This window comes from Micrococcus endophyticus, assembly GCF_014205115.1.
Lineage (GTDB): Bacteria > Actinomycetota > Actinomycetes > Actinomycetales > Micrococcaceae > Micrococcus > Micrococcus endophyticus.
This window is the reverse complement of the sequence record NZ_JACHMW010000001.1, coordinates 1,183,072-1,205,834: the sequence shown is the minus strand read 5'-3', so window position 1 is coordinate 1,205,834 and position 22,763 is coordinate 1,183,072. Positions and strand designations below refer to the sequence as shown.

The following is a 22,763-nucleotide window of genomic DNA, read 5'->3' as shown; positions in this document are numbered from 1 at the left end:
GGCGGCCCGGACTCGTCCCGCCGCCGACCCCGAAAGGACCCCCGTGCACCGCACCCCCCGCCGTCGCGCCGCCGCCGCGCTGACCCTGGCCTCCGCCCTCGCCCTCGCCGGCTGCGGGGCCGACTCCGGCGGGGACGGGCAGGCGGGCTCCGGCGATCCGGCCGCCGTGGCCACCACCACGCAGCTCGGCTCCGTGCTGGGCGACGTCGCCCGGTGCGCCGACGCCACGACGGCCACGGTGATGGGTCCCGGGGACGACCCCCACGACTTCGCGCCGTCCTCGCAGCAGGTGGCGCAGATGGCCCGCGCGGGCCTGGTCTTCGCCAACGGCCTCGGCCTCGAGGCCGGCATGGCCTCGGCGCTGGAGAACGCTGCCCAGGACGGCGCGCAGGTGCTGGAGGTGGCCCCCCGCCTCGACCCGCTGCCCTTCGGCGCCGGCGAGGGCGCGGCCGACGAGCACGCAGGCGAGACCGCGGGGGAGCACGCGGCCCACGCCGAGGAGGGCTCCGCCGGCGCACACGACGGGCACGACCGCGGCTCCCAGGACCCGCACGTGTGGATGGACGTGGCCCGCATGGCCCGCGCCGCCGAGGTGATGGGCGACGCCCTCGCCGAGCACACCGGCGAGGACCGGTTCGCCGACTGCGGCCGTCAGGTGCGCGGCGAGCTCGAGGCGACCGACGCCGAGGTCCGCGAGATCCTGGCCGCCGTGCCCGAGGACCGTCGCCGGCTGATCGCCGACCACGACGCGTACGGCTACTTCGCCGCCGCCTACGGATTCGAGGTCGCGGGCGTGGTGGTCCCCGGCGGCTCCACCGACGGCGAGCCCTCCTCCCAGCGCATCGCCGAGCTCACCCGCGCCGTGGCCGACTCCGGCGCCGACGCGCTGGTGACCTCGGCCGGCGGAGGCGCGCCCACCGTGGAGTCCATCGCCGCCGACGGCGGCGGCTCCACCCCGGTGGTCGAGCTCTACGAGGGCGGCGTCGGCCCGGCCGACGGCGAGCAGGCCGGCTACGCCGAGGCCATGCTGCACAACGCCCGCGTCCTGGCCGACGCATTGGGGGAGTGAGCATGGACTGGCTGATCGAGCCCTTCCTGCTGGGCTTCCAGCAGCGGGCGCTGGTGGGCGGGCTCATCGCCGCCGCGCTCTGCGCGGTGGTGGGCACGTGGCTCGTGCTGCGGGGCATGAGCTTCTTCGGCGACGCGTTCGTGCACGGCGTCATGCCGGGCATCGCCCTGTCCGTGGTGCTCGGCTTCGACGCCCACCTCGGCGCGGCCCTGGCCGCCCTCGTGATGCTCGCCGGCATCTCGCTGGTGCACCGGGCCACCACGCTGAAGGAGGACACCGCCATCGGCCTGCTCTTCGTGGGCATGATGGCGCTCGGCGTGGTGATCATCTCCCTCTCCGACTCCTACACCGGCTCGCTCACCGCCATCCTCTTCGGCGACGCCCTCGGCGTCACCTGGGAGGGGATCGTGCGGCAGGGCGTGATCGCCGCGCTCGTGCTGGTGCTCGCCCTCGTGCTCTACCGCCCGCTCATGGCGCTGAGCTTCTCCCCGGCCAAGGCGCGCTCCCTGGGCATGCGCCCGCGCCTGACCCACGCGCTGCTGCTGGTGATGATCGGCGCCGCCGTGATCGGCTCCTTCCAGGCCGTGGGCACCGTGCTGGTGTTCGGCCTGCTTGTGGGCCCGCCCGCCACCGCGGCCCTGCTGACCCGCACCGTGCCGCAGATGATGGCGCTGGCCGTGCTGCTCGGCGCCGCCGGCGTCACGATCGGCCTCGTCCTGAGCTACCACCTCGGCACCGCCGCCTCCGCCACCATGGCCCTCGTGCCGATCGCGATGTTCTTCGTGGTCCTGGCCGGCCGGGCGGGGCTGCGCGCCCTGCGCAGCCGCCGGGTCCGCGCGGACCGCCGGCGGGCCGTCGTCGAGACCCCCACCCGCAGGAGCGTGTCCCCGTGAGCCGATCCGCCGCCGTCGTCCCCGAGGCCGCCCCCGCGCCGCTGGCCGTGGCCGAGCACCTCGAGCTGCGCCACGGGGACCACCTGGCCGTCGAGGCCTCCTCCTTCACGCTGCCGGCCGGCTGCGTGGTGGCCGTGATCGGGCCCAACGGGTCCGGCAAGTCCACCCTCCTGCAGGCCCTCGCCGGCGTCCTGGACCCGGCCGCGGGCCGGCTCGAAGTGCGCGGGGAGAGCCCGTCCCGGCACGGGCGGCTCATCTCGTTCGTGATGCAGTCCCTCCAGTTCCCGCAGGGGGTGCCGCTCACGGTGCACGACGTCGTCACGATGGGCCGGTACACCACCGCCGGCTGGTTCCGCCGCCTGGGCGCGACGGACCGCGCCGCCGTGGCCGCCGCGATGGAGCGGGTGCGCGTGACGGACCTGGCGGACCGGCACCTGGACCAGCTCTCGGGCGGGCAGCGCCAGCGCGTCTACGTGGCCCAGGGCCTGGCCCAGGAGCACGACGTGCTCATGCTGGACGAGCCCGTCACGGGCCTGGACATCGTCTCCGCCCGCACCATCGACGAGATCATCCACGAGCAGCCGGAGCGGGGGGTGTCCGTGGTCTACACCACGCACGACCTCGACGAGGCCGCCGCCGCGGACCACGTGGTGCTCATGGACGGCCGAGTGGTGGCCAGCGGCCCGCCCGCGCAGGTGCTCACCGCCGCCAACCTGGACGCGGTGTACGGCCGCGGGGCGCTGCACGCCCCGCTGCTGGTGCACCTCGACGACCCCGCCGACTGCCCGCCCGACCGAGGCTGAGGCAGGCCGGGCGGCTCAGCCCGCGTCCGCGGCCCGGGTCGCGGCGCAGTCGGCGCACACGCCGGTGATCTCCACGGTGTGCTCGGCCTCGGTGAACCCGTGCTCCGCGGCGATCCGGGCCGCCCACGCCTCGACCGGGGGAGCGGTGACCTCCACGGTGGACCAGCACAGCCGGCACACCAGGTGGTGGTGGTGCCCGCGGGCCTCGCAGCGGCGATACACGGACTCGCCGTCCTCGCGCCGCAGCACGTCCACCTGCCCGTCCTCGAGCTGCTGCTGCAGGGTCCGGTAGACGGTGGCCAGGGAGATCCGCTCGCCCTCCTCCTGGAGGCGCGCGTGCAGCTCCTGGGCGCTCACGAAGTCCGGGATCGTCTCCAGCGCGCGGTCCACGGCGGCCTTCTGCCGGGTGGCGCGGGGGCGGACGACGCGGGGTCCGGGATCGGGGGCGCTCACGCTGGCTCAGGTCTCCTTCTGCGGCGTCGGCCGCGTCCGCGGCGGGGGCGTCGGGCCCCTCGAGGGGCGTCCTCCAGGCTATCAGCGGCCCCGGACGGCGGGTGCAGTAGGGTGTCCGGGTGCACAGCGAGAGCCTGGACCCATCCCCCGTCCCGGACCGCCACGGCTCCGACCCGGACCGTCCCGACCCACTCGTCGTCGTGGACGGGGCCGAGGGCCGCGTGGTCCCGGCGCCGACGGCCGACCCGTCGTCCACCCATGATGCGGGCGGCGACCCGGCCTCCGGCGGCGAGGGCGTCGACCCCGCGGCCGCCGAGCCGCCCACCCTCGTCTCCGTGGGGGTGCTCGCCGACTGGCTCGGCCTGAGCCCCACCGAGCCGCTGCCGGAGGTCCCCGAGGCCCCCGCCTACGCCCAGCCCGGCCGCTGCCGGCCGCGGCGCTTGGTCCTGCTCGACGTCCGCTTCCGCGCGACGGGCGGCGGCGCGGACCACGAGGCCTACCTGCGGGGCCACCTGCCCGGCGCCGTCTACGTCTCCCTGCCCAGCCGGCTGGCCGGCCACGCCGGCCCCGCCGCCGGCCGCCACCCCCTCCCGGACCCGCGCCAGTTCGCGGAGACCGTGCGCATGTGGGGGATCGACGACGGCGACACCGTGGTGGTCTACGACGACGACCGGGGGCTGTCCGCGGCGCGCGCCTGGTGGCTGCTGCGGCACGCGGGCCTGCGGGACTCGATGCTCCTGGACGGCGGCCTCGCCGCGTGGCGCGCGGGCGGCCTGCCCCTGCAGCCCGGCGAGGTCATCCCCATGCCCGGCTCGGCCCGCACCTCCTGGGGCCGGATGCCCGTGGTGGACACCTCCGGCGCCGAGGCGATGGCCTCCGGCGGCCTGCTCCTGGACGCCCGCGCCGCCGAGCGCTACCGCGGGGAGACCGAGCCGATCGACCCCGTGGCCGGGCACATCCCCGGGGCCCGGAGCCTGCCCACCGCCGGCTCCCTGGCCGAGGACGGCCGGCTGCGCCCCGCCGAGGAGCTCGCCGCGCGGTTCGACGCCGTGGGCGTGGACGACGAGACCCCGGTCGCGGTGTACTGCGGCTCGGGCGTGACCGCGGCCCACGCCGTGCTCACCCTGGCCGTCGCGGGGCGTCCCGGAGTGGCGCTCTACCCCGGTTCGTGGTCAGCATGGATCCAGGACCCGTCCAACGCCGTCGCGGTCGGCCCCGACCCGCACGGCGAGCCCGGCCGGGACTGACGAGCCCCCCGGGGCGACGCCCCGACGACCCACCAGGAGGACCCCCATGGCCAGCGTCTTCAGCAGGATCATCGCCGGCGAGCTGCCCGCCCGCTTCGTGTGGCAGGACGAGACGTGCGTCGCGTTCCTCTCCACCGGCCCGCTCAACCCCGGCCACGCCCTCGTGGTGCCCCGTGAGGAGGTCGACGCGTGGGTCGACGCCGACCCCGCCCTGGTGGCGCACCTGATGATGGTGGCCCAGCAGCTGGGCAAGGCCCAGGTCCGGGCCTTCTCGGCGCAGCGCGCGGGCCTGATGGTGGCCGGCTACGAGATCCTGCACCTGCACGTGCACGTGTGGCCCTCCAACTCCTTGGCCGACTTCGACCTGGACCGGGTGGACAACTCCCCGGACCCGGCCGAGATGGACGACGCCGCCGCCCGCCTGCGCGCGGCGCTGCGCGAGCTGGGCCACGGCGAGGTCGTCCCGCAGGACTGAGCCGCTCGGACCCGCTCCGGCCGTCCGGCTCAGGCCCGCGCGGCCTGGGCCAGCGCCTGGCGCACCCGCTTCTCCGAGACCGAGACGGCCGTGCCCAGCTCCTGGGCGAAGAAGGAGACGCGCAGCTCCTCGATGAGCCAGCGCACGCGCTCGAGGTCCGCGGGCACCGGCACCCCGGAGAACCGGGCCCGGTGCGCCTGCACGGCGGCGTCGAACTCGTCCTCGAGGCGCTGCACCACGGCCATGTGCTGGCCGTCGCGCTGCAGGTGCCCGCCGGCGTCGAGCCGGTCCAGGCGCACCAGGATGCCCTGCAGGTACCGGGGCAGGTGCTGCAGCCGCTCCCAGCCCGTGGCGGCCACGAACCCGGGGAACACGAGCTGCTCCAGGTGGGCCTTCACGTCGGACAGCGCCGGGGCCATGGCCAGCGAGACGGACCCCTTGAGGCGGCGCCGGACCTCGGCCGCGCGGGAGAGGACCTGCTCCACGAGCCGCGTCACGGCGAACACCGTGTCGATCAGGTCCGCCCGCACCCGGTCGAAGAGCGCGCGGAAGGCGGCCTCGTCGAAGGGCAGCTCGTCGCCCACGAGGCGGTCGACGGCGGCCTGGGAGCAGTCGGCCACGAGGGAGTCCACGGAGCCGTGGGGGTTCTGGGTGAAGGTGAGCTTCTCGCGGTTGTCCAGGTGGTCCAGCACGTAGCGCTGGGGGCTGGGCAGGGTCGCCAGGAGCAGCCGGATCACGCCGGCGCGGTGCCACGCGGCCTGGTCCTCGGCCGAGCGCGCCACCGTGAGGCCCGCGGCGGGGCCGCCCTCGACGGTCGTCTCGGGCACGAGCGCGGGGTAGCCGGTGATGGCCGGCCCGCGGGCGCCCGGGTCGGTGGTGATGCGCCGCGGCACCGTCCCGATGCTCCACGAGGTCAGCCCGTGGCGCTCGGCGAACGCGGGAGCCGCGCCGCCCGCGCCCTGCGCGCCCGCCTCGGGGCGGCCGGCGCCGTCCCGGCCGCGCCCCCGCCCGCCGCGACCGGACCCCCGGCGCCCCGCGCCGCCGTCGTTCCCGCCGCCGTCGCGCCGCCCGCCCTGGCGGCCCGGACCCGGGCGGGCGTTGGCGGGGTCGTCCGTGCCGGCCAGGCGCGCGGCGATGGCCGAGCGGTTGGCCTTGGCGAGGCGGGCCTGGAGGGCGGCCAGGTCCTGGCCCGCCCCCATCACGGCGCCGCGGGCGTCCACCACGCGGTAGTCCATGCGCAGGTGCGCCGGCACCGCCTCGGGCGCCCACAGCCCGGGCTCCACGACGATCCCGCGGACCCGGCGCACGGCGGCGGACAAGGCCTCGGTCAGCTCGTCGGCGAGCGAGTCCGCGTGCGCGTCGAGGTCCGCCACGAGCTGCCGGGCCACGTCCGGGGCGGGCACGAGCTGCTTGCGGACGGCCTTGGGCAGGGCCTTGATCAGGGCGGTCACGAGCTCCACGCGGAGGCCCGGCACGAGCCACGCGAAGGGGCCGGGGGAGACCTGGTTGAGGAGCAGGACCGGCACGGACACGGTCACGCCGTCGGTGCCGGAGGCGCCGGTGGGGTCGAAGGTGTACTCCAGGTCGAGGTCCACGTCCCCGCCGGGCAGCGGGTAGGGGAACACGGTGGGGAACGCGTCCGTGTCCAGGTCCTCGGCGTCGGCGGTGAGCAGCGCGGCGACGTCGAGGTCCAGCAGGTCCGGCCGCTCCTGGCGGGCCTTCTTCCACCACGCGTCGAAGTGCCGCTCGGAGACCACGTTCGCCGGCACCCGCGCGTCGTAGAAGGCGAAGAGGTCCTCGTCCCCGATCCGCAGGTCGCGACGGCGCAGGCGCGTCTCGAGCGCGTCGACCTCCTCGAGGGCGGCGCGGTTGCGGGCGAAGAACCGGTGGCGGGTGCGCCAGTCGCCCTCCACGAGGGCGTGCCGGATGAACAGCTCGCGCGAGAGCTCCGGGTCGATCCGGCCGTACTTCACGGACCGGTCCGGGATGAGGGTGACCCCGAAGAGCGTGACCTTCTCCCGGGCGACGACGGCGCCGGCCCGGCGGGACCAGTGCGGCTCGTTGTACGTGCGCTTCACGAGCCCGCCCGCGGCCTCCTCGGCCCACTCCGGCTCGATCCTCGCCACGGTCCGCGCCCACAGCCGGGACGTCTCCACGAGCTCGGCGGCCATCACGAAGGGGTGGCGCTTCTTGAACAGGGCGGAGCCGGGGAACACGGCGAAGCGGGTGCCGCGGGCGCCGGCGTACTCGCGGCGGCGCTCGTCGTAGGAGCCGATCTGGGAGAGCAGGCCGGTGAGCAGGGACCGGTGCACCGCCTCGTGCTGGCCCACCGGGTCCACCGGGCCGGCGTGCACCGCGACCCCCACGTCCTTGGCGAGCTGGCGCAGCTGCCGCACGAGGTCCTGCCACTCGTGCACGCGCAGCCAGTTGATGTGCTCGCGGCGGCACAGCTTGCGGAACTGCGAGCCGGAGAGCTCCTTCTGCTGCTCCTGCAGGTAGGCCCACAGGTTGAGGATCGCGGAGAAGTCCGAGTTCTCGTCCGCGAACCGCCGGTGCAGCTCGTCGGCGGCCTCGCGCTGCTCGACGGGGCGTTCGCGGGGGTCCTGGATGGTGAGGGCGGCGGCGAGCACCATGACCTCGCGGACGCAGCCGCGCTCGCCGGACTCCAGGATCATGCGACCGAGCCGCGGGTCCACGGGCAGCCGGGCCAGGCGGCGGCCGATCGGGGTGATGGTGCCCGGCTCGGGGGCCCGCCCACCGCGGCCGCGGCCGACGTCGTGCCCGTCCTTCGCGCCGGAGGGCCGGGGCGGGTGCAGCGCGCCGAGCTCGGTGAGCGTGGTGGCGCCGTCGGAGACCTGCCGGCCGTCCGGCGGCTGGACGAAGGGGAAGCCCTGCACGTCCGCCGGGGTGGCGGCCACGCCGAGGGAGAGCATCTGCAGGATCACGGAGGCCAGGGAGGTGCGCAGGATCTCCGGGTCCGTGAACTCGGGGCGGGAGAGGTAGTCCTCCTCCGAGTACAGGCGGATCGCGATGCCCGGGCTCGTGCGGCCCGAGCGGCCGGCGCGCTGGTTCGCGCTGGCCTGGGAGACGCGCTCGATGGGCAGGCGCTGGACCTTGGTGCGGTGCGAGTAGCGGGAGATGCGCGCCGTGCCCGTGTCGATCACGTACTTGATGCCCGGCACGGTCAAGGACGTCTCGGCCACGTTGGTGGCCAGCACGATCCGGCGGCGCACGCCGGCGGCGGCGCGGCCGAACACCCGGTGCTGCTCCGCCATGGACAGGCGGCCGAACAGCGGCAGCACCTCCGTGCCCGCCAGACGCTTCGAGGAGGCGACGACGCCGGACAGGTGGTCGGCGGCGTCGCGGATCTCCCGCTCGCCCGGCAGGAACACGAGGATGTCGCCCGGCGGCTCGGCGGCCAGCTCGAGGACGGCGTCGCCGATCGCGTCGAGGGGGTCGCGGGTCTCGGCGGCGTCGTCCGCATCGTCCTCGGGGTCGTCCGGGGAGGGCTCATCGGTCAGCGGCCGGTAGCGGATCTCGACGGGGTAGGTGCGCCCCGAGACCTCGATGATCGGCGCCGGGACCACGCGGCCGCCGTCGTCGGCCTCCACCGCGTCCGCATGGTCCTCGCCCTCGGCCAGCGGCCGGCCGAAGTGCCGGGCGAAGCGCTCCGGGTCGATGGTGGCCGAGGTGATGATCACCTTCAGGTCCGGGCGCTGGGGCAGCAGGTTGCGCAGGTAGCCCAGGAGGAAGTCGATGTTGAGGCTGCGCTCGTGGGCCTCGTCCACGATGATCACGGAGTAGCGGCGCAGCTGCGGGTCATGGGGGATCTCGGCCAGCAGGATGCCGTCCGTCATGACCTTCACCCGGGTGGCCTTCGAGGTCTGTGCCGTGAAGCGGACCTGATAGCCGACCGTCTGCCCGATCTCCTCGCCCAGCTCCTGCGCGATGCGCTCGGCCACCGAGCGGGCGGCGATGCGCCGGGGCTGGGTGTGGCCGATCGAACCGGCCTCCCCGAGCCCGAGGGCCAGGCACATCTTCGGCAGCTGCGTGGTCTTGCCCGAACCGGTCTCGCCCGCGACGATCACCACCTGGTGGTCGCGGATCGCGGCCATGATCTCCTCACGGCGCTCCGCCACCGGCAGGTGTTCGGGGAACGTGATCGCGGCGGCGTCGTGGGGCGTCGCCGACGGCTGCGCGGCGGGCGTGGAGGGCGGTGGAGTCTGCGTCATGACGGCCTCCATCCTAGGCGCGCGGGGGCCCGGGCCGGCCCGGACGGGGTGAATCCGGGACTGGGGCTGAGAGTCCGGATGTGATTCCCTGGAGCCCATGGACATGAACACCGTCTTCCTGTTAGCGGCGATCGGCCTCTATTTCCTCGCGATGATCGCGATCGGCCTGTACGCCTCCCGCAAGAACACCGACCTCGACGACTACGTGCTCGCCGGACGCGACATGAAGCCGTCCGTCGCGGCGCTCTCCGCGGGTGCGTCCGACATGTCCGGGTGGCTCCTGATGGGCCTGCCCGGCGCGATCTACGCCGCGGGCCTGGTCGAGGGCTGGATGGCGGTCGGCCTGACCGTGGGCGCGTGGGTGAACTGGCGCGTGGTCGCCCCCCGCCTGCGCTCCTACACCGAGGTGGCAGGGAACTCGATCACGATCCCGTCCTTCCTCGAGAACCGGTTCAAGGACCGCACGCACATCCTGCGGATCGTGGCCGGCCTGATCATCCTCGTGTTCTTCACCTTCTACGTCTCCTCGGGCATGGTTGCCGGCGGCAAGTTCGTCGAGTCCACCTTCGGCCCCGAGTCCTTCTATGCCCAGGGCATCAGCACCAACTACCTCACCGGCATGCTCGTGGTCGCGGGCATCACGGTGCTCTACACCCTGTTCGGCGGCTTCCTCGGCGCCTCGCTGACGGACGTGGCCCAGGGCATCCTCATGTTCCTCTCCCTGCTGGCCGTGCCCATCGTCGTGATCCTGACCATGGGCGGCTGGGACGCCGTCGTCGAGGGCATCCGCGCCGCCGACGCCGCCGGCGGCGGAGTGAACCACTTCTCGATGTTCGAGAACGCGACGCTGATCGGCGTCCTGTCCTCCCTCGCCTGGGGCCTGGGCTACTTCGGCCAGCCGCACATCATCGTCCGCTTCATGGCCCTGCGCACCCCGCACGACGCGGCCGTCGCCCGACGCGTGGGCATCGGCTGGATGGCGCTGTCCGTGTTCGGCGCCGTGATGGTGGCCCTCGTGGGCATCGCCTACTTCCAGGCCAACCCCGGCACCACGCTCGAGGACCCGGAGACCGTGTTCCTCGTGCTGGCCTCGATCATGTTCCACCCGTTCGTGGCCGGCCTGGTGCTGGCCGCCGTCCTCGCCGCGATCATGTCCACGCTCTCCTCGCAGCTGATCGTGTGCTCCTCCGCCCTGGTGGAGGACCTCTACATGCTGCGCGGGCGCACCGGGTCCCCGACGTTCACCCTGTGGCTCGGCCGCATCGGCGTGCTGGTGGTGGCGCTCGTGGCGGGTCTGCTCGCCCTCAACCCCGACTCCTCCGTTCTCGAGCTCGTCTCCTTCGCGTGGGCCGGCTTCGGTGCCGCCTTCGGCCCCGTGATCCTGCTCGCCCTGTACTGGCCGCGGTTCACATCGTGGGGGGCGATGGCCGCCATGGTCACCGGTGCCGCCGTCGCCTGGTTCTGGTCCGAGGCCAGTGCCGAGACGTGGGAGTGGTTCGGCCTGTACGAGCTGCTGCCGGGCTTCGTCGCCGCTCTCGTGGTGGGTGTGGTGGTGTCCCTCGTGACCCAGCGCTCGCGCCGTGTGCAGCGGCGGATCGACGCCGAGTTCACCGGCGCGATCGACATCGTGGCCGGCCGCGAGCCGCACCCGGACGTGGCCCCGGCCGCCATGACGCGGGACGCCGGCGGGGGCTCGACCGCAGCCGCCGCCGATCCGCGCGCGCAGGCGTGAGGCTCTTCCTCACGATCCGTCCGCCGAGGGCCGTGCTCGACCACCTCGAGCCGGCCCTCGACGGCGTCCGGGACCGGGCCGGACGCGCGCTGCGCTGGACCGACCCGGAGCAGCGGCACCTGACGCTGGCGTTCCACCCGGAGGTGCCCGCCGGCGCCGTGGACGACGTCGTCGCCGACGCCGGCCGCATCGCGGCGGGACATGCCCCGCTGGACCTGCACCTGGCCGGAGCGGGGGAGTTCTCCCACCGCACGCTCTGGGTGGGGGTGGGCGGGCAGGTCCGGCAGCTCGGCGCGCTCCTGGCGGAGCCCTGGCTCGCCGACGACGACGGCCGGGACCGCCGGCGTGCCCACCTCACCGTGGCGCGGGTGTCGGGCGCCGCGCCCCGACCTCGGGGTCGGAGGCGGGGCGAGCCCCGTCCGCCGGCACCGGCCACCGTCCTGCTGGCCGAGGCCGTGCACGCGCTCACGGTGTACCGCGGTCCGCAGTGGACCGCCGACGGGGTCGAGGTCGTGGCGTCCCGGCTCGGCGAGGGCCGCTCCGGCGGGCCGCTGCACGAGGTGCTGGCGACCGTCCCGCTGCGCGGCTGAGGGGCCGACGAGCAGGCCCGAACGAACAGAGTGGTCACGACATGCCGCCACCGGACTCCGGTGACGGCATGTCGTGACCACTCTGCGTGCCTCAGGCGGCCGACGGGACGGCCGGAGCGGGGGACCCGTCCGGCCGGCCCGGGGTCAGCCCTCCAGCGGGCCCTGCACCGCGTAGAGGCGCTTGTTGGCGAACTCGTCCACGGCCATGGGGCCGAGCTCGCGGCCGAAGCCCGAGCGCTTCACGCCGCCGAAGGGCAGGTTCGCGCCGGCGGCGGAGGCGAGGTTCACGTTCGCCATGCCCACCTCGAGCTGGCCGGCAACGCGCTTGGCCTCGTCGAGGTCCGTGGAGAAGACGGCGCCGCCGAGACCGTACTGCGAGTCGTTGGCCAGGGCCACGGCCTCCTCGGCCGAGGACACCTTGTAGACCACGGAGGCCATGCCGAACAGCTCCTGCGAGTAGGCGGGGTTCTCCTGGTCCACGTCCGTGATCACGGCCGGGGAGACGTAGAAGCCCTCGCCCTCGGGGCCGGAGACGCGCTCGCCGCCCACGTGGACGGTGGCGCCGGCCTCCTTGGCCGCGGCGATCTGCTCGGCGAGCCCGTCGGCCGCGGACTCGGAGGACAGCGGGCCGTAGACGTCGGCGTCGCGCGAGGTCGGGTCACCGGGCTTCATCGCCGAGGAGCGCTGGACCAGCTCGTCCACGAAGTCGTCGTAGAGGTCCTCCATGACGATCATGCGCTTGTTCGAGTTGCAGGCCTGGCCCCAGTTGCCCAGCCGGGTGGCCAGAGCGTCGCGGGCGGCCGCGCGGGCGTCCGGCGCGGAGAGCACGATGTACGGATCGGAGCCGCCGAGCTCGAGGACGACCTTCTTGAGGTGCCGGCCGGCCTGCTCGGCGACGGCGGCGCCGGCCCGCTCCGAACCGGTGAGGGACACGCCCTGCACGCGCGGGTCGGCGATGATCGTGGAGATCTGGTCATGGGTGGCGAACAGGTTCTGGTACACGCCCTCCGGCAGTCCGGCCTCGGTGAAGAGCTCTTCCAGCAGCTGGGCCACCTGCGGGTTGATCTCGGCGTGCTTGAGCAGGATGGTGTTGCCGAGCACGAGGTTCGGCGCCACGAATCGGGCCACCTGGTACACCGGGAAGTTCCACGGCATGATCCCCAGCAGCGGGCCGATCGGCAGCCGCTGGACGAACGCCTCCTGCCCGGAGAACTGCTTGATCGGCTGGTCCGCGAGCAGCTCCTCGGCCTCGTCCGCGTAGTATCCGAAGATCTGGGCGCTGTAGCGCACCTCGCCGACTGCAGCGCCGAGGGACTTGCCCATCTCCATGGTGATCAGCGCGGCGATGTCCTTGGAGCGCTCGGCCAGCAGCTCGGAGATCCGCTTCACGACGGCGGCGCGCTCGGCCACCGACTTCTGGGACCACTGCTCGTAGGCGGCCTGCGACGCGTCGAGGGCGTCGGCGATCTGCTGATCCGTGGCGTTGTCGAAGGACTTCAGCAGCTCCCCGGTGGCCGGGTTGATCGTGCGGTAGCCCTGGGAGGCGGAGGTGGTGGTCATCAGTCGTCACCCTTTCGTGTGGACGTCCTGCGTTGAGCTCCCCATCCTGCCGGAGGCCCCCGCTCACCCCCAGATCCCGGACGCCCCTCTTCGCCACGAGCCGAGCAGGTGGGTGTCCACGATCCCGGCGGCCTCCATCAGAGCGAAGCAGGTGGTGGGCCCCACGAACCGGCAGCCGCGGGACTTGAGGGCCGTCGCCAGGGCGCGGGACTCGTCCGAGGCGGAGGGCACCTCCGCCACCGTCCCCGGGCGCGGCGTCGCGGCCGGCTGGTGCGCCCAGACGAGCCCGGCCAGCCCGCGGTCCGGCCGGTCGCCCGGTCCGTCCCAGCCCGGGCGCGCCCCGGGGGAGCCGGGGTGCAGCGGGGTCCACGGCTCGTCCCGCATCGCGACGACGGCGCGCGCGTTCGCCACGGCGGCCTCCACCTTGGCGCGGTTGCGGATGATCCCGGCGTCCTGCAGCAGCTCCTTGACCCGCTCCGGGCCGAAGCCGGCCACCGCGTCCGGGTCGAAGCCGGCGAAGGCCTCGCGGAACCGCGGCCGCTTGGCCAGCACCGTCCGCCAGCTCAGGCCCGACTGGAACGCCTCGAGGACGAGCCGCTCGAACAGGCCGCGCTCGTCCGTGACGGGCACGCCCCACTCCTCGTCGTAGTAGGCGCGCAACAGGGGGTCGCGGTCGGCCCAGGGCGCGCGGGCCCGCCCGTCCTCGCCCACCACGACGCCGGCCGGCGGCTCGGCGGCCCCGGCGGCGGAGCGGACGGGCGCGGCGGGGCCGGCGTCGTCCCCGGCGTCATGGTCGGTGCGGTGCTCCTCGGTCATGCCGCGAGCCTACGAGCCGGGGCGGACGCCGTGGGGCCCCGCGGCGGCGGGCGTGGACCACGCGGGCCCGGCCGCCGCCTGTGCAGGAGCGGGCGGGTCCGCGCGGCCCGGGTGGGCCTCAGGCGTCCGCGGCCCCGCGCAGCGTGGGCTCGGGCAGGTACACGGACCCACCGGCGGCCCGGAACTCCGCGGACTTGGCGGCCATGCCGGCCTCGGCGATCCGCGCCTGCTCGGACGCGCCGCCGAACTCGCTGCGGATGTCCTGGCTGATGCGCATGGAGCAGAACTTCGGCCCGCACATCGAGCAGAAGTGGGCGGTCTTGGCGGGCTCGGCCGGCAGCGTCTCGTCGTGGTACTCCTCGGCGAGCTGCGGGTCCAGGCCGAGGCCGAACTGGTCGCGCCAGCGGAACTCGAAGCGCGCCTTGGACAGCGCGTCGTCGCGGTCGCGGGCGCCGGGGTGGCCCTTGGCGACGTCGGCGGCGTGCGCGGCGATCTTGTAGGTGATCACGCCCGTCTTCACGTCGTCCCGGTTCGGCAGGCCCAGGTGCTCCTTGGGCGTGACGTAGCAGAGCATCGCGGTGCCGTAGCGGGCGATCTCGGTGGCGCCGATGGCCGAGGTGATGTGGTCGTACGCCGGGGCGATGTCCGTGACGAGGGGGCCGAGCGTGTAGAACGGGGCGCCCTTGCACAGCTCCTGCTGGCGCTCCACGTTCTCCCGCACCAGGTGCAGCGGGATGTGGCCGGGGCCCTCCACCATGACCTGGACGTCGTACGCCCACGCCCGCTCCGTCAGCTCGGCCAGCGTGTCGAGCTCGGCGAACTGGGCGGCGTCGTTGGCGTCGGCCACGGAGCCCGGCCGCAGGCCGTCGCCCAGGGAGAACGCGACGTCGTAGCGGGCGAAGATCTCGCAGAGCTCGTCGTAGTGCTCGTAGAGGAAGTTCTCCTTGTGGTGGCCCAGGCACCAGCCGGCCATGATCGAGCCGCCGCGGGAGACGATGCCGGTCACGCGGTCCGCGGACAGCGGCACGTGGCGCAGCAGCACGCCGGCGTGCACGGTCATGTAGTCCACGCCCTGCTCGCACTGCTCGATCACGGTGTCGCGGAAGATCTCCCAGGTCAGGGCCTGGTGGTCGCCACCGACCTTCTCAAGGGCCTGGTAGATCGGCACGGTGCCGATCGGCACGGGGGAGTTGCGCAGGATCCACTCGCGGGTGGTGTGGATGTCGTCGCCCGTGGACAGGTCCATCACGGTGTCCGCGCCCCAGCGGGTGGCCCACTGCAGCTTCGAGACCTCCTCGGCGATCGACGACGTCACCGCCGAGTTGCCGATGTTCGCGTTGACCTTCACGGCGAACGCCTTGCCGATGATCATCGGCTCGGACTCGGGGTGGTTCACGTTCGCCGGGATGATGGCGCGGCCGGCCGCGACCTCGGAGCGCACGAGCTCCACGTCCACGCCCTCGCGCAGGGCGACGTAGCGCATCTCCGGGGTGATCTCGCCGCGACGGGCGTAGTGCATCTGGGTGACGCGCGCGCCCTCCTTGGCGCGCAGCGGGGCGCGGCGCTCGCCGGCCCACTCCTGCGAGGCGGCGCCGCGGCGCACAGCCGAGCGGCCGTCGTCGAGCAGGTCGCGCTCGCGGCCCTCGTACTCCTCGACGTCGCCGCGGGCGCGGATCCACTCGGCGCGCTGGGCCGGCAGGCCGCGCTCGGGCACGGAGCCGGGGCCCATGGTGCGGTAGACGGTCAGGGGCGCGTTGGGCGTGCCGTCGGGGGAGTCGTCCTGATGGACCTCGGTGACGGGCACGCGGATGCCGTGCTCGGCATCCTCGAGCCAGCCCAGACGGTGCGTGGGGTAGTTCTCCTCGGCGACGACCTCGGCCGTCGACTCGGCTGCGGGCAGGGGGGTGCGCTCGGAAACGGACATGGCCGCGGCTCCTTCTTCCTTCGCCGGAATGACCCGGACAGGTTCAGACGGTGTCCGGGCGGCGTCAGCCCGGTCTCAGCCCCGTGCCGTGGGGCTCCCGTGGGATGCGTGCGACGCTACCACGGCGTCGCGGCGGCCGAGCCCTCCGACGACGAGGCCCGCGCGTCGACCCCGCCAGGACGGGGCGACGCGCGGGCCTGCGGAGGCCGCGTCGGCTCAGGCGCGCGCCGCGCGGGCCGCCCGGCGGCGCACCAGGGTGCGCTCGGCGATCCACGTGATGATGAGCATCACGATGATGGCGATGCCCGCGTAGCCCAGCACCGGGTAGACCGTGCCGACGAGGTCGGAGAAGCCCACCGAGGACAGCAGCGTCGCGGCCAGGGCGGTGGCCACGGCGATCGCCCAGCCGGGCACACGGCGCAGCGGGGAGAGCAGGGCGATCCGCTCCACGCCGCCGAACAGGCACGAGACCGCGGTGGTGAACTGCGCCAGCAGCAGGATGACCGTGTAGACCAGGGCCGCCCAGCCGCCGATCATCGCTGCCAGCTCCACCATCGGCAGGTCGGCCCGGCCGATCAGGTGGGCGTGGGCGGCCATGGCGAACATGATGGCGCCGGCCATGACCACCAGGCCCACGGCGCCCAGGCCGGCGCCCGCCACCAGGGTTCGGCCGGAGGAGGAGCTGTCCCGGCCGATGGGCGCGAGCACCGCGTAGGCGAGCTGGAAGTTGAACGCCACGTAGAGGATGCCGGACATCCACCACTGGTTGATCAGGGGCGAGGACGTCACGAGCGAGGCCACGTCCTCCACCGGGGCGCCCGGGTTCGCCAGGCCCCACCAGGCCACGCCGACCGCGACCACGATGATCAGCGGCACCACCACGGCCTGGACCCGCACGAGGCCGGAGATGCCCGCGAGCACGGAGAGCACGCAGACCGCCGCCATCAGCAGGGAGCCGACCATGGTGGGCAGGCCGAAGGAGGTGTTCACCGCGGCGCCGGCGCCGGCGAGCATGATCACCAGCGTGCCGAGCAGGGACGCGGTGATGCACAGGTCCGCGAACCAGGTGGGCACGCGGGAGGTGGTGGGGTTCACCAGGCGGTGGATGTCCGTGGTGCGCAGCTTCTGCGCCATCTTCAGCACGATCGCCGAGAGCAGGAAGAACAGGGCGCCGGCGATGACCAGGGCCAGCGTGCCGCCCCAGAAGCCGAAGCTCACGAAGTACTGCAGGATCTCGTTGCCCGAGGCGTAGCCCGCGCCGATCGTCGTCCCGATGAACGTGGCGGCGATCCCGAGCGGGGAGGTCGGCCGCAGCGGCGTCGGCTCCTCGGCTCGGCCGCGGTGCGCGGGGGAGCTCTCTGTGACGGGGGACATGCGACTACATTCTCATGGGCGGGATCGGCCCGGCCCGGGCGGCCGATCCGCCCCGACGCGAAGGAGCCCCCGCATGACCCCCGCCGTCCCCCGCGTGCTCAGCATCGCCGGCTCCGACTCCGGCGGCGGCGCCGGTGTCCAGGCCGACCTGAAGACCATCGCCGCGTGGGGCGGCTACGGGATGACCGCGATCACCGCGATCACCGCCCAGAACACGCAGGGCGTGCAGGCCGTCCACCCGCTGCCGGTGGACGTGGTGCGCGCCCAGCTCGACTCCATCGCCGCCGACATCGCCGTGGACGCCGTGAAGATCGGCATGCTCGGCACGGCGGAGCTCATGGGGGCCGTCGCCGGCTGGCTCGAGGAGACCCGGCCCGCCGTCGTCGTGCTGGACCCGGTCATGGTGGCCTCGAGCGGGGACGCCCTCACCGCGGTGGGCGACGACGACGGGCGCGCCGCGTGGTCCCGGCTGCTGAGGGCGGCGCACCTGGTGACCCCCAACCTGCCCGAGCTGGCCCGGCTGACCGGGCGGGACTCGACGGACTGGGAGGCCGCCCTCGATGCGGCGCGGGGTCTGGCCGCCGAGCACGACGTGACGGTGCTGCTCAAGGGCGGGCACCTGGACGAGGCCGCAGCGGCAGAGGTGCCGGACGCCGTCGTGCGCGTGGCCGGAGCCGTCCACGAGGTGCGCGGCCCGCGCGTGGCGACCCGCGCGTCGCACGGCACCGGCTGCACCCTCTCCTCGGCCCTGGCCACGCTGGCCGGCGCGGGCCTGAGCTGGGAGGACGCGCTCGAGCGGGCCAAGCCGTGGCTGGCCGACGCGATGCGGGCGGGGGAGGCGCTCGCGGTCGGGGACGCCTCGCGACCGACGTGGCACGGGCCCGTGGACCACGGTCACGCCCGGCGCGGCTGAGGCCGGCGCCCGGGCGGTGCGCGGGGGAGGGGAACGGGCCCGGGACGCCCCGGGAACGAGGACGGGCGGCCACCGTGTGGTGGCCGCCCGAGCAGGGTGCCCCCGGCAGGATTCGAACCTGCGGCCTTCTGCTCCGGAGGCAGACGCTCTATCCCCTGAGCTACGGAGGCGGGGGTCGCGACGCGTCGAGCGCGTGGCGGACTCGTCGACTCTACACCATCAGGACGGCCCGTCTGTGACCTCCCCGCGGGGCGCGTCAGCCGGGCAGGCCCGCGCGCAGGGTCCGGGCCGCGGCCTCGGGGTCCTCGGCCTGCGTCACGGCGCGGACCACCACGATCCGGTCCGCCCCGGCCGCGCGGACCTCGGTCAGCCGCTCTGCGTGGACGCCGCCGATGGCGAACCACGGCCGCGCCCCCGCCGGGTCCTCCGCGTCCAGGCGTGCGGCGAGGGAGGGCAGCTCCAGTCCGACGGCGGCCCGGCCCGGCTTCGTGGGCGTCGCCCACACCGGTCCCGTGCAGAAGTAGTCCAGGCCGTCCTCCGCGCGGGCGGCGCGCACCTGCGCCTCGGTGTGGCACGAGCGGCCGAGCACCACGTTCGGGCCCAGCAGGGCGCGGCACTGCGCGGTGGTCAGGTCGGTCTGGCCGGTGTGGAACACGTCCACCCCGGTCAGGGCGGCGACGTCGGCGCGATCGTTGGCGGCCGAGAGCGCCCCGTGCTCCCGGGCCAGCGGGACGAGCACGGCGAACGCGGCCAGCTCGACCGCCACGTCCACGGCCTTGTCCCGCACCTGGATCAGGTCCACTCCGCCGCGGAACGCCGCCGCGCAGAAGCCCCCGAACGCGGCCGCGTCGAGCGTGCCGTCCGGGCGCAGGAACCGCTGCAGGTCGGTGCAGACGTACAGTCGGGACGCGGCGAGGCGGGCGCGGCGGCCCGCGCCGGGGCCGGTGCCGCCGTCGTCGCGGCCGGCCGCGGCCATCAGGAGCGGATCGGGGGAGTGCATGCGCCCACTGTGGCAGACTGGCCGCAGTTCCATGGGAGCCCGGGCCGCACACGCCGGGCTGAGAGGGCCGCAGGGGCGCACCGCGCCGGCGCGGCCGACCATCACCACTCGATGCGGGTCATGCCGCCGTGAGGAGGACCGGTCCGTGCATGTGGCCGTCGTCGGGGCCGGGATCATCGGCCTCACCGCCGCTGTGCGTCTGCGCGCCGCAGGCCACGCCGTCACCCTGATCGCCCCCGAGCTGGACGCCGCCGGGCGCCCACACGCCGTGGCCGGGGCCACCCACGCCGCGGCGGGGATGCTCGCGCCGCTCGCCGAGACCCAGTTCAGCCAGGACGACCTCGCCCCGCTGCTGCAGGCCGGCTGGGAGGCCTACCCGGCGCTCGTGGGCCTGCTCGCCGCCTTCACCGACGTCGAGACGGGCTTCCTCGCACAGGGCGCCTGGATCGTGGCCGCGGACCCCTCCGATGCCCGCGCGTGGGACCACGTGCTCGAGCACGCCTCGATCCTCGGCCGCCGGGTCGAGCCCGTCTCCGTCCGCGCGCTGCGCCGCGCCGAGCCCGCCCTGGCCCCGGGCCTGGCCGCCGCCTTCGACGCCCCGGACGACCATCAGGTGGACCCGCGACGGCTCGCCGCCGCCTGCGTCGCCGCCCTGCGCGCCGAGACCGGACCCGACGGCGGCCCGCTCCCGGCCGGTGCCGGACCCGCCGCCCGGTTCGTGGCCGGACGCGTCACCGCCGCCGACCCGGAGGGCGAGGGAGTGCGCCTCACGCTGGCCGACGGGGACGCCCTCACCGCCGACGGCGCGGTCCTCGCCGCGGGCCTGGGCCACCGCGGGATCGGCGGCGCGGTCACCGCCGTCGAGGTCCCGCTGCGCCCCGTCCACGGCGACGTGCTGCGCCTGCGGGTGCGCCCCGAGCAGCTGCTGCCGGGGGAGTCGCACCTGGTCACCCGGACCGTCCGCGGCCTCGTCCACGGGCGCCAGGTCTACCTCGTGCCCCGCGCGGACGGCACCCTCGTGGTCGGCGCCTCGGCCCGCGAGGACGGCCTGGCCGGCACCTGCGCCGGGGCCGTGCTGGACCTGCTCGCCGACGCCGCCGCGATCCTGCCCGCCGTCCGCGAGTGCGAGCTCGTCGAGATCACCACCGCCGCCCGCCCCGGCACCCCCGACGACGCCCCGCGCGTGCTCGCCGTGCCCGAGGCCCCGGGCGCCGTCGTCGCCACCGGCTTCCACCGTCATGGCGTCCTGCTCGCCCCCTGGTCGGCCGGGCGGATCCTCGAGCTGCTGCACGCCCGCCTGAAGGAGATCGCATGAGCACCCTCACCCTGACCCTCAACGGAGAGCCCGCCGAGCTGGCCGTGGCCACCGTCCGCGACGTCGTCGCGCACGTCACCGGGCGTGCGATCGGCAGCGACGGCGCCGCCGCGGACGGGCGGCGGCTCGGCGTGGCCGTGGCGGTCGGCGGCGAGGTCGTGCCCCGGTCGGCCTGGGCCACCCGGGCGCTGGCCGCCGGGGACGAGGTCGACGTCGTCACCGCGGTGCAGGGGGGCTGAGCGATGGCCGAGCACCGCACCCCGCCCGCCGCCCCCGCGATCCCGCCGCTGCGGATCGGCGGCTACGACCTGGCCTCCCGACTCATCATGGGCACGGGCGGCATCACCGACCTCACCGCGCTCGAGGGAGCCCTCGTCGCCTCCGGCACCACGCTCACCACCGTGGCTCTGCGCCGCTGGTCCGCGGACACCCGTGACGGCCTGGTCGCGCTGCTGGACCGCCTCGGCATCGACGTGCTGCCCAACACCGCCGGCTGCTACACCGCCCGGGACGCCGTGCTCACCGCCCGGCTCGGCCGGGAGGCGCTCGAGACCGACCTCGTGAAGGTCGAGGTCATCGCCGACGAGCGCACCCTGCTGCCCGACGTCGTCGAGACCCTCGAGGCCACCGAGCTGCTCGCCGCCGACGGCTTCACCGTCCTGGCCTACACCTCGGACGACCCCGCCATGGCGCTGCGCCTCGAGCAGGCCGGCGCCGCCGCCGTCATGCCGCTGGGCTCGCCGATCGGCTCGGGGCTGGGCATCCTCAATCGCGCACACCTGGAGCTGATCGTGTCCCGCGCCTCCGTGCCGATCGTGCTCGACGCCGGCGTGGGCACCGCCTCGGACGTCGCCCTGGCGATGGAGGCCGGCTGCGATGCCGTGCTCGCCGCCTCCGCGATCACGCGCGCCGCCGAGCCCGCCCGCATGGCCCACGCGTGCCGGCTCGCGCTCGAGGCGGGCTTCCACGCCCGCCGCGCCGGGCGCATCCCGCGCCGCGAGCACGCCCTGGCCTCCTCACCGATGGCCGGGCGGGTCACGGCCGAGGAGGACGAGCGGTGACCGCCGCCCCGGACCCCGCCGACCGTGAGCCCCGCGACCTCACCGCACTGTCCGACACCCAGCTGCAGCGCTTCGCCCGCCACCTGAGCCTGGACGGCTTCGGCCCCGAGGCCCAGCTGGCGCTGCTGCGCTCCCGCGTCCTCGTGGTGGGCGCCGGCGGCCTCGGGGCGCCCGTGCTGACCTACCTCGCCGCCGCGGGCGTGGGGGAGGTCCACGTGATCGACGACGACGTGGTGGACCGCTCCAACCTGCACCGCCAGGTGATCCACGCCGAGGCGGACCTCGGCCGCCCCAAGACCGCCTCCGCCGCCGCGACGATGCGCGGCCTGCACCCCGAGGTGCGCGTGGTCGAGCACCGCGAACGCCTGACCGCGGCCAACGCGCTCGAGCGGGTCGGCGCCGTGGACCTCGTGCTCGACGGCACGGACAACTACGCGACCCGCTACCTCGTGGCCGACGCGTGCGAGATCGCGGGCGTGCCCGTGGTGTGGGGCGCGATCCTGCGGTTCGCGGGGCAGGTGAGCGTGTTCGCCCCGGGCGGGCCGCTGTACCGGGACGTGTTCCCGGAGCGGCCCGAACCCGGCGAGGTGCCCTCGTGCGCGCAGGCCGGGGTGCTCGGGGTGCTGCCCGGGATCATCGGCTCCCTCATGGCGGCCGAGGCGATCAAGCTGCTCTCCGGGGTGGGCGAGCCCCTGGTCGGGCGGCTGCTCTCCGTGGACGCCCTGACGATGCGCTTCCGTGAGCTGCGGCTCGTGGCCGACCCCGAGCGGACCCCCGTGACGGACCTGTCCGCCCACGCGGACCAGGCCCCCGGCTCGGACGACGCCGGCGCCCCCGGCTCGGCGGAGGCATGCGGCGCCGCGGGCGGGGAGATCGACCCCGCCACGCTGGCCGCCCTGCTCGCCGACCCCGCCCGGGCCGCGTCCCTGACCCTGCTCGACGTCCGCGAGGACTGGGAGCGCCGCCTGCGCCGGGTCGAGGTCCCCGCGGCGGTGGCCGATCGGCACGTCCCGCTCGATGTCGTCCTCGCGGAGCCGGCGGCCTACGCGCCCGGGCCGGACCGCGTCCTGGTGGTCTACTGCGCCGCCGGAGCCCGCTCGGCCCGGGCGCGGGACGCCGTCGTCGGGGCCGACCCGAGTGCCGGCGGGCGCGTCCTCTCCCTCGCCGGCGGCCTCGCCGCCTGGCCCGCCTGACCCCCACCCCGACGAACCCTGCGAAAGGGCCCTCACCGCGGGCAGGAGGGGGCCATCTCGCAGGGTTCGTTCGCACGCGCACGGGCGCGGCGGCCCTTCCGTAGACTTGCGCG

Annotated in this window: 19 protein-coding genes and 1 tRNA gene; 12 read left to right on the top strand and 8 right to left on the bottom strand. The window is 75.2% G+C overall.

Going from position 1 to position 22,763, the window contains the following annotated elements; genetic code table 11:
• The first annotated feature begins 43 nt into the window (after window positions 1-43).
• The 3 genes from HDA33_RS05465 to HDA33_RS05455 are packed head-to-tail and all read left to right on the top strand — an operon-like array spanning window position 44 to window position 2,765.
• A complete protein-coding gene (locus HDA33_RS05465; protein ID WP_184171671.1) occupies window positions 44-1,069 on the top strand; it encodes a metal ABC transporter solute-binding protein, Zn/Mn family in 1,026 nt (341 codons plus the stop codon).
• A 2-nt stretch (window positions 1,070-1,071) separates the two neighbouring features.
• Window positions 1,072-1,962, top strand: a complete 891-nt coding sequence (locus HDA33_RS05460; protein WP_184171669.1) for a metal ABC transporter permease — start codon at window positions 1,072-1,074, stop codon at window positions 1,960-1,962.
• Window positions 1,959-2,765, top strand: coding sequence for a metal ABC transporter ATP-binding protein (locus tag HDA33_RS05455; RefSeq protein ID WP_184171667.1), 807 nt, complete (start codon window positions 1,959-1,961; stop codon window positions 2,763-2,765). The genes HDA33_RS05460 and HDA33_RS05455 overlap by 4 nt, the downstream gene beginning before the upstream one ends.
• Window positions 2,766-2,780: 15 nt before the next feature.
• Here HDA33_RS05455 and HDA33_RS05450 read toward each other — a convergent pair whose 3' ends face one another.
• Window positions 2,781-3,218, bottom strand: coding sequence for a Fur family transcriptional regulator (locus HDA33_RS05450; protein ID WP_158492081.1), 438 nt, complete (start codon window positions 3,216-3,218; stop codon window positions 2,781-2,783).
• Window positions 3,219-3,337: 119 nt separating this feature from the next.
• Between HDA33_RS05450 and HDA33_RS05445 the strand changes: the two genes are divergently transcribed.
• Window positions 3,338-4,465, top strand: coding sequence for a sulfurtransferase (locus HDA33_RS05445; protein WP_184171665.1), 1,128 nt, complete (start codon window positions 3,338-3,340; stop codon window positions 4,463-4,465).
• Between the two features lie 46 nt (window positions 4,466-4,511).
• Window positions 4,512-4,940, top strand: a complete 429-nt coding sequence (locus HDA33_RS05440) for an HIT family protein (protein WP_017489023.1) — start codon at window positions 4,512-4,514, stop codon at window positions 4,938-4,940.
• A 29-nt stretch (window positions 4,941-4,969) separates the two neighbouring features.
• Here HDA33_RS05440 and hrpA read toward each other — a convergent pair whose 3' ends face one another.
• Window positions 4,970-9,172, bottom strand: a complete 4,203-nt coding sequence (gene hrpA, locus HDA33_RS05435) for an ATP-dependent RNA helicase HrpA (RefSeq protein ID WP_184171663.1) — start codon at window positions 9,170-9,172, stop codon at window positions 4,970-4,972.
• 97 nt (window positions 9,173-9,269) lie between these two features.
• Between hrpA and putP the strand changes: the two genes are divergently transcribed.
• Window positions 9,270-10,904, top strand: coding sequence for a sodium/proline symporter PutP (gene putP, locus HDA33_RS05430; protein WP_184171661.1), 1,635 nt, complete (start codon window positions 9,270-9,272; stop codon window positions 10,902-10,904).
• Entirely contained in the window at window positions 10,901-11,494 is a 594-nt protein-coding gene (locus tag HDA33_RS05425) for a 2'-5' RNA ligase family protein (RefSeq protein ID WP_184171659.1), read from the top strand. The genes putP and HDA33_RS05425 overlap by 4 nt, the downstream gene beginning before the upstream one ends.
• 144 nt (window positions 11,495-11,638) lie before the next feature.
• Here HDA33_RS05425 and HDA33_RS05420 read toward each other — a convergent pair whose 3' ends face one another.
• From HDA33_RS05420 to HDA33_RS05405, 4 genes are all read right to left on the bottom strand, one after another.
• Window positions 11,639-13,054 carry an NAD-dependent succinate-semialdehyde dehydrogenase gene (locus HDA33_RS05420; RefSeq protein ID WP_184171657.1) on the bottom strand — a complete coding sequence of 472 codons (1,416 nt, stop codon included), beginning with the start codon at window positions 13,052-13,054 and terminating at the stop codon, window positions 11,639-11,641.
• Window positions 13,055-13,117: 63 nt separating this feature from the next.
• Window positions 13,118-13,870 carry a DNA-3-methyladenine glycosylase I gene (locus tag HDA33_RS05415; RefSeq protein WP_184171655.1) on the bottom strand — a complete coding sequence of 251 codons (753 nt, stop codon included), beginning with the start codon at window positions 13,868-13,870 and terminating at the stop codon, window positions 13,118-13,120.
• 118 nt (window positions 13,871-13,988) lie between these two features.
• A complete protein-coding gene (gene thiC / locus HDA33_RS05410) occupies window positions 13,989-15,794 on the bottom strand; it encodes a phosphomethylpyrimidine synthase ThiC (RefSeq protein WP_184171653.1) in 1,806 nt (601 codons plus the stop codon).
• 216 nt (window positions 15,795-16,010) lie between these two features.
• On the bottom strand, window positions 16,011-17,168 hold the full coding sequence (locus HDA33_RS05405; protein ID WP_184171651.1) for a YkvI family membrane protein: 1,158 nt from the start codon (window positions 17,166-17,168) through the stop codon (window positions 16,011-16,013).
• Window positions 17,169-17,241: 73 nt separating this feature from the next.
• On the opposite strand from HDA33_RS05405, the gene thiD reads away from it, so the two are divergent.
• The gene (gene thiD, locus HDA33_RS05400) at window positions 17,242-18,081 is read left to right on the top strand and encodes a bifunctional hydroxymethylpyrimidine kinase/phosphomethylpyrimidine kinase (RefSeq protein ID WP_184171649.1); all 840 of its coding nucleotides are present in this window, start codon (window positions 17,242-17,244) and stop codon (window positions 18,079-18,081) included.
• 97 nt (window positions 18,082-18,178) lie between these two features.
• Here the strand turns inward: thiD and HDA33_RS05395 are convergent.
• Window positions 18,179-18,251: transfer RNA gene (locus HDA33_RS05395), tRNA-Arg, on the bottom strand.
• A gap of 86 nt (window positions 18,252-18,337) precedes the next feature.
• Window positions 18,338-19,081, bottom strand: coding sequence for a thiamine phosphate synthase (gene thiE, locus HDA33_RS05390; RefSeq protein ID WP_184171647.1), 744 nt, complete (start codon window positions 19,079-19,081; stop codon window positions 18,338-18,340).
• 145 nt (window positions 19,082-19,226) lie between these two features.
• Here thiE and HDA33_RS05385 point away from each other — a divergent pair, with 145 nt between their 5' ends.
• Genes HDA33_RS05385 through moeB form a run of 4 tightly spaced genes read left to right on the top strand, consistent with a single transcriptional unit; the run spans window position 19,227 to window position 22,650 of the window.
• The gene (locus HDA33_RS05385) at window positions 19,227-20,396 is read left to right on the top strand and encodes an FAD-dependent oxidoreductase (RefSeq protein ID WP_184171645.1); all 1,170 of its coding nucleotides are present in this window, start codon (window positions 19,227-19,229) and stop codon (window positions 20,394-20,396) included.
• Window positions 20,393-20,635, top strand: a complete 243-nt coding sequence (gene thiS, locus HDA33_RS05380) for a sulfur carrier protein ThiS (protein ID WP_184171643.1) — start codon at window positions 20,393-20,395, stop codon at window positions 20,633-20,635. Before HDA33_RS05385 ends, thiS begins: the two co-directional genes overlap by 4 nt.
• A gap of 3 nt (window positions 20,636-20,638) precedes the next feature.
• Window positions 20,639-21,457, top strand: coding sequence for a thiazole synthase (locus HDA33_RS05375; RefSeq protein WP_087114105.1), 819 nt, complete (start codon window positions 20,639-20,641; stop codon window positions 21,455-21,457).
• Entirely contained in the window at window positions 21,454-22,650 is a 1,197-nt protein-coding gene (moeB, locus tag HDA33_RS05370) for a molybdopterin-synthase adenylyltransferase MoeB (protein WP_184171641.1), read from the top strand. The genes HDA33_RS05375 and moeB overlap by 4 nt, the downstream gene beginning before the upstream one ends.
• Window positions 22,651-22,763: the final 113 nt, after the last annotated feature.

What these genes read in the sequence shown, in the direction of transcription:
- thiC (WP_184171653.1), bottom strand. Translation starts at nt 15,794, where the DNA reads ATGTCCGTTTCCGAGCGCACCCCCCTGCCCGCAGCCGAGTCGACGGCC.
- thiE (WP_184171647.1), bottom strand. Translation starts at nt 19,081, where the DNA reads ATGCACTCCCCCGATCCGCTCCTGATGGCCGCGGCCGGCCGCGACGAC.
- HDA33_RS05460 (WP_184171669.1), top strand. Translation starts at nt 1,072, where the DNA reads ATGGACTGGCTGATCGAGCCCTTCCTGCTGGGCTTCCAGCAGCGGGCG.
- thiD (WP_184171649.1), top strand. Translation starts at nt 17,242, where the DNA reads ATGACCCCCGCCGTCCCCCGCGTGCTCAGCATCGCCGGCTCCGACTCC.
- HDA33_RS05375 (WP_087114105.1), top strand. Translation starts at nt 20,639, where the DNA reads ATGGCCGAGCACCGCACCCCGCCCGCCGCCCCCGCGATCCCGCCGCTG.
- HDA33_RS05405 (WP_184171651.1), bottom strand. Translation starts at nt 17,168, where the DNA reads ATGTCCCCCGTCACAGAGAGCTCCCCCGCGCACCGCGGCCGAGCCGAG.
- thiS (WP_184171643.1), top strand. Translation starts at nt 20,393, where the DNA reads ATGAGCACCCTCACCCTGACCCTCAACGGAGAGCCCGCCGAGCTGGCC.
- hrpA (WP_184171663.1), bottom strand. Translation starts at nt 9,172, where the DNA reads ATGACGCAGACTCCACCGCCCTCCACGCCCGCCGCGCAGCCGTCGGCG.
- HDA33_RS05440 (WP_017489023.1), top strand. Translation starts at nt 4,512, where the DNA reads ATGGCCAGCGTCTTCAGCAGGATCATCGCCGGCGAGCTGCCCGCCCGC.
- HDA33_RS05420 (WP_184171657.1), bottom strand. Translation starts at nt 13,054, where the DNA reads ATGACCACCACCTCCGCCTCCCAGGGCTACCGCACGATCAACCCGGCC.
- HDA33_RS05415 (WP_184171655.1), bottom strand. Translation starts at nt 13,870, where the DNA reads ATGACCGAGGAGCACCGCACCGACCATGACGCCGGGGACGACGCCGGC.
- putP (WP_184171661.1), top strand. Translation starts at nt 9,270, where the DNA reads ATGGACATGAACACCGTCTTCCTGTTAGCGGCGATCGGCCTCTATTTC.